The organism is Streptomyces sp. CRCS-T-1 (genome assembly GCF_024442335.1).
GTDB classification, from domain to species: domain Bacteria; phylum Actinomycetota; class Actinomycetes; order Streptomycetales; family Streptomycetaceae; genus Streptomyces; species Streptomyces koelreuteriae.
Genome location: NZ_CP101651.1, coordinates 8,075,804 through 8,088,735 on the forward strand (window position 1 = coordinate 8,075,804; position 12,932 = coordinate 8,088,735).

A 12,932-nucleotide genomic window follows, 5' to 3' on the forward strand; every position below is an offset into this window, starting at 1 on the left:
GAAGAAGTCGTCACAAACGCAACGGCGGCTCCGGGGGCGAGGGGGAGCCGAGTCGGTGCCGGCCTCCAGGCCGGAGGGTGGGCCGGGCCGGATGACCGGCCGCCTTGCCCCCTCCGTACGGCTGACGCAGGCTGGTCCTATGGCTGAGCAAGCCGGGCCTACGCTGATCACGTCCGTCCAGCGGGCCATGCGCCTGCTGGAGGCGGTCAGCGCGCACGAGAACGGCGCGCCGGCGAAGCAACTGGCACGCGAGACGGGCCTGCCCCTGGCCACCGCCTATCACCTGCTGCGGACCCTGGTCCACGACGGATACGTGCGGAAGCTGGACGACGGCGGCTTCGTCCTCGGCGACAAGCTGCAGACGCTCAAGACCACCGGCCGGGCGCAGGCGCTGCTCAGCCGCGTCCGCCCCACGCTCGGCGCGCTCCGGGACGAGCTCGCGTCGGCCGCCTACCTCACCTTCTACGAGGACGGCGAGATCCGGGTCGCCGAGATCGTCGACGGCCCCGGGACACCCCGCGTCGATCTCTGGGTGGGCTTCGAGGACGCGGGGCACGCGACCGCACTGGGCAAGACCGTGCTGCGGGAACTGGACGAAGAGGCCCGCAAGGACTACCTCTCCCGCCACCAGCTCGCCGACCTCACCCCGCGGACGATCACCAGCCTGCCGGAGCTGCTGCGCCGACTGGAGGCCGAGCCCATGGCCCCGGCCGTCACGGACCTGGAGGAGTACGCCCTCGGCACCGTCTGCGTCGCCGTCCCCGTCTACAGCGGGGACACGCTCGGGTCCCTCGGCGTCTCCCTGCCGGTGAACCGGTTCTCCCGGCTGCAGGAGGTCCGCGAGCGGCTGCTCCCGACCGCGAGCCGGGTCACCCGCAGCCTCTCGCTCACTATCTGAAAATCCGCTCCTTGCCGGTGCCCCAGGTCACCCCTTTATCTGGATGAAACAGACATTTCAGGGGTGTGCTTCCAGAGTCGCGCCCCGCGCACAGGTGAGGGACCCGGATACCAACATGAGCCATGCGCGTGACCTCGGTGCCGACCACCGGCCTGCGGGGCCGTCCAGCAGTCGAGTGGCCGGTGCCGGGGATTCGGCCCGCAGGCGCGCCTTCGCGCAGCTGGCCGCCGGTATGCCCGTCCTGCCCGTCCTGGTCGTCACAGCCGTCCTGCTCGCCGATCTCGCCGACGGCGCGGGGATGATCTGGCTGCCCCTGCTCGCCGCCGGCCCCGCCCTCGCGGCCACGACCAACGGGCCGCGCGGTGTCGTCTGCGTGGGTCTCCTCGCCGCGGTGCTCGGCGCGCTGCTCGGGGTCCGGGACGGCGTTCCGAGCCGTGAACTGGCCGCGGTACTGACGGCCCTGCTGGCCGTCACGCTCGCGAGCGGCCTGGCCAGTGTCCTGCGCGGGCGCCGCGAACGGGTGCTCGCAGCAGTCCGCTCGGTCGCGGAGACCGCCCAGCACGCGCTGCTCAGGCCCGTACCGGCGAACGTCGGTCCCTTCCAGGTGGCCGTCCGCTACAGCGCCGCGGCCGCCGAGGCCCGCATCGGCGGCGACCTCTATGCCCTGATACCCACCCGGCACGGGGTACGGCTGATCGTCGGCGACGTACGCGGCAAGGGCCTGCCCGCCGTGGGGACGGCCGCGCTGGTGCTGGGTGTCTTCCGCGAGGCCGCCCATGACGAGCCCGACCTGCTCGCCGTGGTCGAGAGGATCGAGCGCAGCCTGACGCGCAACCTCGGCCACGACGACTTCGTGACCGCCATAGTCGCCGGATATCCGTCGGGCGGGCATCTGGAGGTGGTGAACTGCGGGCACACGCCTCCGCTGCTGGTCAGCGCCTCGGGGCGCGTCACCCCGGTCGAGCCCGACCTGCCGTCCCCGCCCCTCGGCCTGCGCGCCCTGGCCGGTCACGCGCCCGGCCTCCAGGCCATCCCGTTCGCCGACGGCGACCAGCTCCTGCTCTACACCGACGGTGTCACCGAGGCCCGCGACCACGGCCGGACCTTCTACCCGCTCGCCGAAGGCCTGGAGCGCCATGTCTCCCACGAGCCGGCCCGCACCCTCGGCGCACTCCACGACGAACTGCTGGCCCACGTCGGAGGACGGCTGCACGACGACGCGGCCCTGCTCCTGATCCGCAAGCCCGCCGCGTCCGAGGCGGACGTCGCGGCGGCGATCGATCCGGGCAGCCCGGCTCAGGTTCCGGTGTGCGAGGCGGGGTGCCGCTGACGCTCGTCGCGTGGCCGCAGGCGGTGGGTGAGCCGGTGGCCCCAGGTCTGGCCGGGCATTTCGACGCGACGGTGGGTCAGCAGGCACAGGGGCAACAGCACGGCGAAGAACGCCACTTCCAGCGCGAGACTGTCCTGCCGCCGTCGGCCCATCGTGCCGTCGATCACCGCCAGCAGCACGGGGTGCACCAGATAGACCGAGTAGCTGATCGTTCCCAAGACGGTCAGCATCCGGGGTGCGCGTCGGCGGCGGAACCACAGTCCGGCGCCGAAGGTGAGCACGGCCAGCAGGAACGCGACGATCCAGCCGCGCCGAGTGAAGTGGTCACCGTCGCCGTACCGGTAGGCACTCCCCACGGCACAGACGACCACCAAGAGGGCAGTGACAGCCGTGGCGCGCCAGGTGCTCCGACCGTGCTCGGCACGGTGGACGGCGGTGCCGAGGAACATCACGGCGAGAATCACCAGACCCTCCCACACTGGGACCGTGCCGTTGAACAGGACCAGGACGAACGCCAGGACCCCGCCCAGCACACCTCCGAACACCCGCAGCGCGGGTGAGCCGGAACTCGCGCAGCCGATGGCGACCATCATGGCGATCGAGGCGCACGCGACCAGCGGGCCGGTGCCGACCAGCCCGGACAGAGCGGAGACCGGCAGCACCACCCCTGCCGCCACGCTCACGGCGGCGAGCCCGGCCAGGACGACCGAGACCGCCGAGGACCGCTGGTGCAGACGGACCGTGAACAGGGCGACGACCAGCAGGTAGAAGGACATCTCGTACGAGAGCGTCCACAGGACGAGCAGGAGATTGGGTGTCCCCAGTAACTCCTGGAGCATCGTGGCGTGGGCGACCGCCACGGTGACGACGCCCAGCCCACCGAAGTCACGCAACTCCGCGACGCCTATGAGGCCGAGGGCGCACAGCACGGCGACGACGGCCGCCCACAGCGGATACACGCGGAAGATCCGCCCGATCCAGAACGTCCGGACGCAGCCCCGGCGTTCCAGCGAGGCGGGGATGATGTAGCCGCTCACCAGGAAGAACACCATGATCCCGTAGCGGCTGGTGTTGAACTCGGGCATCAGCTCCCGCCTGAGTTCCGGCATGAAGGTGTACGACGAGTGGTCGAACACCACGACGAGTGCGGCGATGCCGCGCAACGCGTCCAGCCAGCCCAACCGCGAGAGATGCGTCGGGGCGGCGGGGACGAGGGGTGGGGATTCCATGCGGCCGAGTTCAGCGGCCGGATCATTGTTCGGCAGTACCGTTCTGGCGGCCTGACAATGGGCGGGCCGGAGGGGGTGCGGGCGTGGCGGGGCGGCATGAGGTGCCGGTGGATCCGGCGGCGGGTCCGGTGCAGCGGTTCGCGTTCGAGTTGCGCAAGCTTCGGGCGGAGGCGGACGGGATCACCTACCGGGCGCTGGCCCGGCGGGCGGGCTACTCGGTGACCACGCTGTCCCAGGCGGCGGGTGGCGAGCGGTTGCCGACGCTGCCGGTGGCCCTCGCCTACGCGGAGGCGTGCGGCGGGGACCCGGCCGAGTGGGAGGCCCGGTGGAAGGAGGCGGTGGAGGAGTCCGCCGGTGACGGCTCCCGGGGCGACGACGGATCCCTCCCGCCGTACCGGGGGCTGGCACGGTTCGAGACCGGGGACAGCGGGCTGTTCTTCGGCCGGGAGCAGCTCACCGACGACCTGGTCGAGCTGTTGCGCCGACGGCGGTTCGCCGCGGTCTTCGGACCCTCCGGCAGCGGCAAGTCCTCCCTGTTACGGGCCGGCCTGATACCCGTGCTCCGGCACGCCCAGGAGCCGGACCTGCGCCCGGCCGCGATCCGGATCCTCACACCGGGCGAACGCCCCGCCCGCAACCACGCATCCCTGTTGATCCCCGCGACACCCCCCGACGGCAGCGCCGGAGCGGACACCTTCCTCATGGTCGACCAGTTCGAGGAGGTCTTCACGCTCTGCCACGACCCGGCCGAACGCGCCCGCTTCATCGACCTGTTGCTGAGGGCCCGGCAGCCGGAGAGCCGCCTGCGGGTGCTGCTGGCGGTACGCGGCGACTTCTACGGCCGCTGCGCCGAGGCCCGCGACCTGGCCGACGCACTGCGCGACGCCAACCTCCTGGCCGGAGCGATGAGCCGGGCCGAACTGCGGGCCGCCGTCGTCAAACCTGCCCAGGCCGCCGGACTGACCGTGGAACGCGCCCTCACCGGCCGGCTGGTCGAGGAGGTCGCCGACGCGCCGGGCGGACTGCCGCTGCTGTCCCACGCGCTGCTGGAGACCTGGCGCCGCCGCCGCGGCAAGACACTGACTCTGGCGGGGTACGAGGCGGCCGGATGCCTGGACGGTGCGATCGCCCGGACCGCCGAGGAGGCCTACGGCCGGTTCACCGACGAACAGGCGACCGCCGCCCGCCGCGTGTTGCTCCGCCTGGTGGCCCCCGGCGACGGCACCCCCGACACTCGCCGTCCCGTCGACCGCGCGGAACTGCCGGGCACCGCCCAGGTGGTCGACGCACTTGCCGGGGCTCGGCTGCTCACCCTGGACGGTGACACGGTCGAGATGGCCCACGAGGCCCTGATCACGGCCTGGCCCCGGCTGCGGCGGTGGATCGAGGACGACCGCGAACGCCTGCGTGCGCACCGGGACCTCACCGAAGCGGCCCACGCCTGGCAGGAACTGGGTCGTGAGGAGGGCGCGTTGTACCGGGGGAGTCGGCTCGCCGCCGCCCGCGAGCACTTCGGTGACGCACCGCGCGAGGAGCTGACCGACCTGGAGCGTGCCTTCCTCGACGCGAGTGGTGGCCACGAGCGGAGGGGCCGTCGCCGGTACCGGCTGGTGCTCACGGCGGTCACCGCCGCGCTGTGCCTCGCGCTTGTCGCCGCCGGTCTCGCTGTGGGGCAGTGGCAGAGCGCGGTGAGTGCCCAGCATGTGGCCCAGTCACGGCAGTTGGCGGCTCAGTCCGGGGCGCTGCTGGATTCTGAACCTGATCTGGCTTCGTTGCTCGCTGTGCATGCGTACCGCATCAGTCCGACGCGTGAGGCCGCCGCGGCGCTGTATGCCGCTGCGGCGTTACCGCTGAGTGAGCGTCTGGTCAGCGGCACCGAGCCCGTGGGTTCCATCGCCCTCAGCCCGGACGGACGCACCGTCGCCACACACAGCAGAGATGGCAAAGTTCGGATCTGGGATCTGCCCGGAGGCCGACTCCGACAGACGTTCACCGGCCACGACACTGACCAAGTCGCGGCGTTCAGCCCCGACGGACGCACCCTCGCTGTCGCTATGGCCCGTGAATCCGGCACGGAGATAGGTATGTGGGATCCGGTCACCGGCAGGAAACTCGGGACCCTCGCCATCCCAGACGGTGCGGTAGGCGGGTTGGCCTTCAGCGCTGACGGTCGTACCGTGGCCGCCACCTCCCCGGCCGCTGTACGAGTGTGGGACGTGGCCACCGGCCGCACGAGGCACAGCTTCACCAGTCTCCCCGATCCGGAAGCCGTCTCCTTCGGCTCGGACGGACGTACCGTCGCCGCCGTAGGCTTCAACGGACTGGTGCGGGTGTGGGACGTTGCCACCGGCCGCACCCGGATCACCCACGACAGCCACATCGAGGGCCGTGCCGTGGCCATCAGCCCTGACGGCCGGACATACGTGTTTGTCCGCACCGACGGTTCGGTGCAACTGCGGGAGGTGGACACCGGCGCCCTCCGGCGCACCATCAGTGACGGTCTTCCCATGAACTTGGACGGACTGGCCTTCACCCCGGACGGGCGGACCCTCGCCATCCCGGACCATGGGGACACGGTGCACCTGTGGGACACCGCCTCCGGCGCGGCCCGAGGCACCGTGACCGCCGGTCGCCATGGGCGCGGACTCACGACGGTGGCCCTCAGTGCGGACGGCCGCAATCTGGTCACCAGCGGCAACTCAGACCCCACCATTCGCGTCCACCGTCTGACTGCGTATCACCCGCGTACCACTCTGCGAGGCCACGAGGGCGCGTACATCGCGGGCCTGGCATTGGGTCCGGATGGACGCACGGTTGCCGCGGTTCGCCAAGAGCGGCCCGGCCGTGGCTCGGTACAGCTTTGGGATGCCAGGACCGGCGATCGCGAAGCCACACTGACGCTCGACACCGGCCCGGTGCGCCGGGGAAACCGACTGCTGATCGCGACTTCTCGCCTCAAAGCCGCAGGGTTCGGCCCGACCGGGCGCGCCCTGGCCGTCCGGGCCACCGAGAACGGCGTGATCGAGGTCCGGGAGGTCGCCACGGGCCGCCTTCGCCAAAGCCGTGCCCGGGGCGACACCGGCGAGGCGGTCTTCAGCCCCGACGGAACACGGCTCGCGCTCATCGGCCATGACGGATCCGTTCGGATCTGGCACCTTTCGACCGGCGCACTACGCACCGTAGACCCGGGCCACGGCGAACCCGTCAGGACGCTGGCGTTCACCCCGGACGGCCGTACACTCGCCGTCGCGCACGTCCGGGCAGGCCACGAACAGGTCAAGCTGCTCGACGCAGCCAATGGCCGGACCCAGCGCATCATCAAGCCGAGCTCCCGAATGGTGCTGTCCCTCGCCTTCAGCCCGAACGGCCACACCCTGGCCACCGCGAGCAGCGCCAAGGGAACCGTGAAGACGTGGAACGCACGCACCGGTCAGCTCCAGGACAGCTTCAGTGTCAGCGGTGAGGTAGCGGCGCTGGCCTTCAGCTCCGATAGCCGCACCCTGGCGGCGAGCAACGAACGAGGAGTCCACCTCTGGGACCTCTCCACCAGCCAGATCAGAAGCACCCTGCCGACCCGCTCGCCCGCAGAAGCCGTGACGTTCAGCCGGGACGGTCACACCCTGGCCATCAGCGCGGGCACCTCCGTCGAGCTGTGGAACGTCGACCTCCCCGACCCGGCCCGCGCGATCCGCGACATCTGCGGGGCCATCGACACCACGCTCACCCCGCTGGAACGGTCCCGCTACCTGCCCGACCAGTCCGCTGAAACCGGCTGCCCGGCCGGGCGATAGGCCGTCACCGCAGATCCTTCACCCGCCGGAGCTTGCCCACCGACCGCTCCAGCGTCTCCGGTTCCACGACCTCCACGTCGACGGTGACACCGACGCCATCCTTGACGTCCTGCGCGATCGCACGGGCGGCGGCCTCGCGCTGCTCAGCAGCTGCGCCGGGGCGGCTCTCGACATGGACGGTCATGTGGTCCATGCGACCGCGCCGGGTCAGCTGGATCTGGAAGTGCGGGGCGACACCCGGCGTGCGCAGGACGATCTCCTCGATCTGGCTGGGGAAGACGTTCACCCCGCGCAGGATGATCATGTCGTCGCAGCGGCCGGTGATCTTCTGGATGCGGCGGAAGGCGGGCCGGGCTGTGCCGGGCAGCAGGCGGGTCAGGTCGCGGGTGCGGTAGCGGACGACCGGCAGCGCCTCCTTGGTCAGGGACGTGAAGACCAGCTCGCCCTCCTCGCCCTCGGGCAGCACCTCACCCGTGATCGGGTCGACGACCTCCGGGTAGAAGTGGTCCTCCCACACGTGCAGCCCGTCCTTGGTCTCCACACACTCCTGCGCGACACCCGGCCCGATCACCTCGGACAGCCCGTATATGTCGACGGCGTGGAGGTCCATGCGCTCCTCGATCTCGCGGCGCATCTCCTCCGTCCAGGGCTCGGCGCCGAAGATGCCCACCCGCAGGGACGTGGAGCGCGGGTCGACGCCCTGGCGCTCGAACTCGTCGAGGAGCGTCAGCATGTAGGACGGCGTGACCATGATGATCTCGGGCTCGAAGTCCTGGATGATCTGCACCTGGCGTGCGGTCATGCCCCCGGAGGCCGGGATCACCAGACACCCGGCGCGTTCGGCGCCGTAGTGCGCACCGAGGCCCCCGGTGAACAGGCCGTATCCGTAGGAGATGTGCACCTTGTGGCCCGGGCGTCCGCCGGCGGCGCGGATCGAGCGGGCGACGAGGTCCGCCCACATCGAGATGTCGTTCTCCGTGTAGCCGACGACCGTGGGGCGGCCCGTGGTGCCGCTGGAGGCGTGGACGCGGCTGACCTGGTCCATGGGGACGGCGAACATGCCGAAGGGGTAGGTGTCGCGCAGATCGGCCTTGGTCGTGAAGGGGAACCGGGCCAGGTCCTCCAGCGACCGGCAGTCCTCGGGTGTGACCCCGGCGGCGTCGAACTTCTTCCGGTACGTCTCCACGTTGTCGTAGGCATGCCGCAGGCTCCGGCGCAGCCGGTCGAGCTGGAGCTCGCGCAGCTGCTCGCGAGTGAGGCGCTCGGCGTCGTCCAGCAGGTCGTGGGGGAGCGGCTCACCGGTCATCGCGACTCCTTCGACGTCGTACGCGCGGGAGTGCTCGCTGCCGTACTCGCTGCCGTACTCGCACTCATGCTCCCGATGGTGCGGCTGCGCCCCCGGAACTCCGCGATGACCTCCTCGCCCCGCAGCACGCTCACGTCGTAGAGGCCGCTGCGGCCGAACCGGGTGCGTTCCTCGGCCCGCGCCACGAGCACGTCTCCCTCGTACGCCGGGGCCACGAAGGTGACGTCGGCCCCGGCCGCTACGGTCACCGGGCCGTGGCTGTTGCAAGCGCAGGCGAAGGCGCTGTCGGCGAGGAGGAAGACGTAGCCCCCGTGGGCGATCCCGTGTCCGTTCACCATGGCCGGGGTCACGGTCATCCGGAGCACGGCGGTCCCCTCGCCCTGCTCCAGCAGCTCGACACCGAGCCCGTGTGAGGCCCGGTCCGCGGCGAACATCGCCTCCGCGGCCGGCCTCGCGTCAGCGGTATGGGTCACCTCTCGCACCACCTTGTCTACCGACCGAACATTCGGTTAGCTTCGGCGTTGCCAAGTAATCCCATCGGCTCCGCGCATGTCAAGGGTCGGGGGCTTACCAAGGGGGCCTGGCCTGTCCTATCATGGACCGAACGAATGGTCGGTTGGGAAGTGGGACGGATGGATACGACACGCTCCAGCCCCGCGGGGACGGACGGCTCCGAGCCGGTTCTCCAGCAGCACTTCGACGCGACGATCGCGCGGGACCAGCGGATCGAACCGCGCGACTGGATGCCGGAGGGCTACCGGAAGACACTGATCCGTCAGATCGCGCAGCATGCTCACTCGGAGATCATCGGCATGCAGCCGGAGGGCGAGTGGATCACGCGCGCGCCGTCGCTGCGCCGCAAGGCCATTCTGTTCGCCAAGGTCCAGGACGAGGCCGGGCACGGGCTGTATCTGTACTCGGCGGCGGAGACGCTCGGCGCGGACCGCGCGGATCTCACGGAGCGGCTCATCGAGGGCCGCCAGAAGTACTCGTCGATCTTCAACTACCCCACGCTGAGCTTCGCGGACGTCGGGGTGATCGGCTGGTTCGTGGACGGCGCCGCGATCTGCAACCAGGTGCCGCTGTGCAGGTCCTCGTACGGGCCGTACGCCCGCGCGATGGTGCGGATCTGCAAGGAGGAGTCGTTCCACCAGCGGCAGGGCTACGAGCTGCTGATGACGATGATGCGCGGCACCGCGGCACAGCGGGAGATGGTGCAGGACGCGGTGGACCGCTGGTGGTGGCCGTCCCTGATGATGTTCGGCCCGCCCGACGACGCCTCGCCCAACTCCGCGCAGTCGATGGCCTGGAAGATCAAGCGGCACAGCAACGACGAACTGCGGCAGCGTTTCGTCGACATGACCGTCCCGCAGGCCGACAAGCTCGGCGTCACGCTCCCGGACCCGGAGCTCCGCTGGAACGAAGAGCGGGAACACCACGACTTCGGCACCCCCGACTGGGACGAGCTGATGCGGGTCATCAAGGGCGACGGCCCGTGCAACGACCAGCGGACGGAGCGGCGCCGCACGGCCCACGAGGAGGGCACCTGGGTGCGCGAGGCGGCCACCGCCCACGCCGCCAAACAGGCGGCCCGCGCACAGAAGGGAGCGGTGGCATGAGCGCCGCCGACAAGAAGGACTGGCCGCTGTACGAGGTGTTCGTGCGCGGCAAGCGCGGCCTGAACCACGTCCACGTGGGCTCGCTGCACGCCGCCGACGACCGCATGGCCCTCACCCACGCCCGCGACCTCTACACGCGGCGCAACGAGGGCGTGAGCATCTGGGTGGTGCTCTCCGGGCACATCACCGCCTCCACCCGCGACGAGAAGGACCCGTTCTTCGAGCCCAGCGCCGACAAGGTCTACCGGCACCCGACCTTCTACGACATCCCCGACGACGTCCCGCACATCTGAAGGAGAGGGCATGAGCGACGACCACGTCTACATGACCCTCGCCGAGGGACACGAGGACGACACCCGCTGGGCCTACGGCACCGGCTTCGAGGACCCGCTGCACGGCGTGGACACGACCGTGCCCGACGGTGTCGACGCCGGTGAACTGGCCGCCCTCTGCGTCACCCTGGCCGACGACGCCTTGGTCTCGGCGCAGCGGCTCGCCGAGTGGACCACCCGGGCCCCCGAGCTGGAGGAGGAGGTGGCCCTGGCCAACATCGGACTCGATCTGCTCGGCCAGGCCCGTCTGCTCTACGCCCGCGCCGGCCAGGTCGACGGCACCGGCCGCGGCGAGGACGCCTACGCCTACTTCCGGGACGCCGGCGACTTCCACAACGTACGCCTGGCCGAACTGCCCAACGGCGACTTCGCGTTCTCGACCGTACGGCTCCTGGTGTTCGCGAGCTGGCGCCTGGCGTACTTCGAGCGGCTCACCGCCCACCGGGACCCGGTGCTTGCGGCGATCGCCGCCAAGGGCGTGAAGGAGCTGGCGTACCACCGGCAGTACGCGGCCGAGTGGGTGGTCCGCCTCGGCGACGGCACCGAGGAGTCGCACAGCCGGACGCGCGCGGCGCTGGAACAGGTGGCACCGTATCTGGGCGAGCTGTTCACGGCGTACGACGTACGGGACGAGGTCGTCGCCGTCCTGCGCCAGGTCACCGAGGCGGCCGGACTGCCCATGCCCGTCTACCGGCCGCTGCCCGGCTCGGGCCGCACCGGCGAGCACACCGAGCATCTCGCCCCGCTGCTGGCCGAGTTGCAGGGCATCGCCCGCGCCCACCCGGAGGCGACATGGTGACGACACTCCTGGACGAGCGGCGGGCCCGGCGCATCGCCGAGCAGGTGCCCGACCCCGAGCTGCCCATGCTCACCCTGGCCGACCTCGGAGTGCTGCGCGACGTGTCCCTGACCCCGGACGGGACGGTGGTCGCGAGCCTCACCCCGACCTACTCGGGCTGCCCGGCGATGGCGGAGATGCGCGCCGGGGTCGCCGCCCGGCTGAGGGACGCGGGCTACGCGCGTGTGGAGATCCGCACCGTCCTCGACCCGCCCTGGACCAGCGACTGGATCACCCCGGACGGCCGGCGCAAGCTCGCCGAGCACGGCATCGCCCCGCCCGGGGCCGCGCCCGCGCGTAACCCCGGCCCAGTACCGCTCGTGCTGTCACCGACCCGCCGCTCGGTGCCCTGCCCGCGCTGCGGTTTCCACGACACCGAGGAGACCTCCCGCTTCGCCGCCACGTCCTGCAAGTCCCTGTGGCGCTGCCTCGCCTGCCGCGAGCCGTTCGAGTACGTCAAGGAGATCTGATGGACGACCTGATGGAGCCCGCCCCCGCCCCGGCGGCACGCGCGCGTGCCCGCCGACGTCCGGTCTTCCACCCCCTGCGGGTCGCCGCCGTGCGGCCGCTGTGCGAGGACGCGGCCGCCGTCAGCTTCGACATCCCGGCCGAACTCGCCGAAGAGTTCACCTTCGAGCCCGGCCAGTCGCTCACCCTGCGACGCGACATCGACGGCCGCGACGAGCGCCGCTCCTACTCGATCTGCTCACCCGCCGGCACCGCCCCGCGCATCGGCGTCCGGGTCGTACCGGGCGGCCTGTTCTCCTCCTGGCTGGTGCGCGACGTACGCCCCGGCGACACCGTCGAGGTGATGGCCCCCACCGGCGCCTTCACACCCGACCTCACCGCCCCCGGCCACCACGTCCTGATCGCCGCCGGCTCCGGAATCACGCCGATGGTCTCCATCGCCGAGTCCGTCCTGGCCGCCGACTCCCGCTCGACGGTCACCCTCCTCTACGGCAACCGCCGCACCGGCACCGTGATGTTCGCCGACGAGCTCGCCGACCTGAAGGACCTCCACCCGACGCGCTTCCAGCTCGCCCATGTCCTCTCCCGCGAGCCCCGCGAGGCCGAGGTGCTCTCCGGCCGCCTCGACGCCGACCGGCTGTCGGCCCTCGTCGACGCGCTGGTGGACGTGGACTCCGCCGACCACTGGTGGCTGTGCGGCCCGCACGGCATGGTCCGAGCCGCCCAGCAGGTCCTGACCGGCCTCGGCGTGCCCGCCGACCGCGTCCACCAAGAGCTGTTCTACGCCGACGACGAGCCCGTGCGCGAGGTCCACCACGCTGACACCGGCCCGACCGGCCCGGTCAGCCAGGTCACCGTCACCCTCGACGGCCGCTCCACCACCTCCGCCCTCCCCCGGGAACGGAGCATCCTCGAAGGCGCCCAGCAGACCCGCCCGGACCTGCCGTTCGCCTGCAAGGGCGGCGTCTGCGGCACCTGCCGCGCCCTGGTCACCGACGGCAAGGCCGACATGCGCCGCAACTTCGCCCTCGAACCGGCCGAGGTCGACGCCGGCTACGTCCTCACCTGCCAGTCGTTCCCGGTCTCCGACGCGCTGACGGTGGATTTCGACACCTGAGGTG

The 12,932-nt window shown here is 71.3% G+C and carries 11 protein-coding genes; 8 read left to right on the forward strand and 3 right to left on the reverse strand.

The window, feature by feature from the left end; translation table 11 throughout:
• Window positions 1–139 precede the first annotated feature (139 nt).
• The gene (locus NNW99_RS36505) at window positions 140–898 is read left to right on the forward strand and encodes an IclR family transcriptional regulator (RefSeq protein WP_215123506.1); all 759 of its coding nucleotides are present in this window, start codon (window positions 140–142) and stop codon (window positions 896–898) included.
• 115 nt (window positions 899–1,013) lie between these two features.
• Window positions 1,014–2,228 carry a PP2C family protein-serine/threonine phosphatase gene (locus NNW99_RS36510; RefSeq protein WP_215123508.1) on the forward strand — a complete coding sequence of 405 codons (1,215 nt, stop codon included), beginning with the start codon at window positions 1,014–1,016 and terminating at the stop codon, window positions 2,226–2,228.
• On the opposite strand, the gene NNW99_RS36515 is transcribed toward NNW99_RS36510, so the two are convergent.
• Window positions 2,195–3,457, reverse strand: a complete 1,263-nt coding sequence (locus NNW99_RS36515; protein ID WP_215123510.1) for an acyltransferase — start codon at window positions 3,455–3,457, stop codon at window positions 2,195–2,197. The genes NNW99_RS36510 and NNW99_RS36515 overlap by 34 nt on opposite strands.
• A gap of 83 nt (window positions 3,458–3,540) precedes the next feature.
• Between NNW99_RS36515 and NNW99_RS36520 the strand changes: the two genes are divergently transcribed.
• On the forward strand, window positions 3,541–7,248 hold the full coding sequence (locus NNW99_RS36520) for a helix-turn-helix domain-containing protein (protein ID WP_215123512.1): 3,708 nt from the start codon (window positions 3,541–3,543) through the stop codon (window positions 7,246–7,248).
• 4 nt (window positions 7,249–7,252) lie between these two features.
• On the opposite strand, the gene paaK is transcribed toward NNW99_RS36520, so the two are convergent.
• Window positions 7,253–8,554: a phenylacetate--CoA ligase PaaK gene (gene paaK / locus NNW99_RS36525; RefSeq protein ID WP_215123514.1), complete on the reverse strand. Its 1,302-nt coding sequence runs from the start codon at window positions 8,552–8,554 to the stop codon at window positions 7,253–7,255.
• Window positions 8,551–8,988, reverse strand: a complete 438-nt coding sequence (gene paaI, locus NNW99_RS36530) for a hydroxyphenylacetyl-CoA thioesterase PaaI (protein ID WP_215124580.1) — start codon at window positions 8,986–8,988, stop codon at window positions 8,551–8,553. Before paaI ends, paaK begins: the two co-directional genes overlap by 4 nt.
• 198 nt (window positions 8,989–9,186) lie before the next feature.
• Here paaI and paaA point away from each other — a divergent pair, with 198 nt between their 5' ends.
• The 5 genes from paaA to paaE are packed head-to-tail and all read left to right on the forward strand — an operon-like array spanning window position 9,187 to window position 12,928.
• A complete protein-coding gene (gene paaA / locus NNW99_RS36535) occupies window positions 9,187–10,173 on the forward strand; it encodes a 1,2-phenylacetyl-CoA epoxidase subunit PaaA (protein ID WP_215123516.1) in 987 nt (328 codons plus the stop codon).
• Window positions 10,170–10,466 carry a 1,2-phenylacetyl-CoA epoxidase subunit PaaB gene (gene paaB, locus NNW99_RS36540; RefSeq protein WP_215123518.1) on the forward strand — a complete coding sequence of 99 codons (297 nt, stop codon included), beginning with the start codon at window positions 10,170–10,172 and terminating at the stop codon, window positions 10,464–10,466. Before paaA ends, paaB begins: the two co-directional genes overlap by 4 nt.
• Window positions 10,467–10,476: 10 nt before the next feature.
• Window positions 10,477–11,304: a 1,2-phenylacetyl-CoA epoxidase subunit PaaC gene (gene paaC, locus NNW99_RS36545; protein WP_215123520.1), complete on the forward strand. Its 828-nt coding sequence runs from the start codon at window positions 10,477–10,479 to the stop codon at window positions 11,302–11,304.
• Window positions 11,298–11,813, forward strand: a complete 516-nt coding sequence (gene paaD, locus NNW99_RS36550) for a 1,2-phenylacetyl-CoA epoxidase subunit PaaD (protein ID WP_215123522.1) — start codon at window positions 11,298–11,300, stop codon at window positions 11,811–11,813. Before paaC ends, paaD begins: the two co-directional genes overlap by 7 nt.
• The gene (paaE, locus tag NNW99_RS36555) at window positions 11,813–12,928 is read left to right on the forward strand and encodes a 1,2-phenylacetyl-CoA epoxidase subunit PaaE (protein WP_251058029.1); all 1,116 of its coding nucleotides are present in this window, start codon (window positions 11,813–11,815) and stop codon (window positions 12,926–12,928) included. Before paaD ends, paaE begins: the two co-directional genes overlap by 1 nt.
• The last annotated feature ends 4 nt before the right edge of the window (window positions 12,929–12,932 follow it).

What these genes read in the sequence shown, in the direction of transcription:
- paaE (WP_251058029.1), top strand. Translation starts at nt 11,813, where the DNA reads ATGGACGACCTGATGGAGCCCGCCCCCGCCCCGGCGGCACGCGCGCGT.
- paaA (WP_215123516.1), top strand. Translation starts at nt 9,187, where the DNA reads ATGGATACGACACGCTCCAGCCCCGCGGGGACGGACGGCTCCGAGCCG.
- paaD (WP_215123522.1), top strand. Translation starts at nt 11,298, where the DNA reads ATGGTGACGACACTCCTGGACGAGCGGCGGGCCCGGCGCATCGCCGAG.
- NNW99_RS36505 (WP_215123506.1), top strand. Translation starts at nt 140, where the DNA reads ATGGCTGAGCAAGCCGGGCCTACGCTGATCACGTCCGTCCAGCGGGCC.
- NNW99_RS36515 (WP_215123510.1), bottom strand. Translation starts at nt 3,457, where the DNA reads ATGGAATCCCCACCCCTCGTCCCCGCCGCCCCGACGCATCTCTCGCGG.
- paaI (WP_215124580.1), bottom strand. Translation starts at nt 8,988, where the DNA reads ATGTTCGCCGCGGACCGGGCCTCACACGGGCTCGGTGTCGAGCTGCTG.
- paaB (WP_215123518.1), top strand. Translation starts at nt 10,170, where the DNA reads ATGAGCGCCGCCGACAAGAAGGACTGGCCGCTGTACGAGGTGTTCGTG.
- NNW99_RS36510 (WP_215123508.1), top strand. Translation starts at nt 1,014, where the DNA reads ATGAGCCATGCGCGTGACCTCGGTGCCGACCACCGGCCTGCGGGGCCG.
- paaC (WP_215123520.1), top strand. Translation starts at nt 10,477, where the DNA reads ATGAGCGACGACCACGTCTACATGACCCTCGCCGAGGGACACGAGGAC.
- paaK (WP_215123514.1), bottom strand. Translation starts at nt 8,554, where the DNA reads ATGACCGGTGAGCCGCTCCCCCACGACCTGCTGGACGACGCCGAGCGC.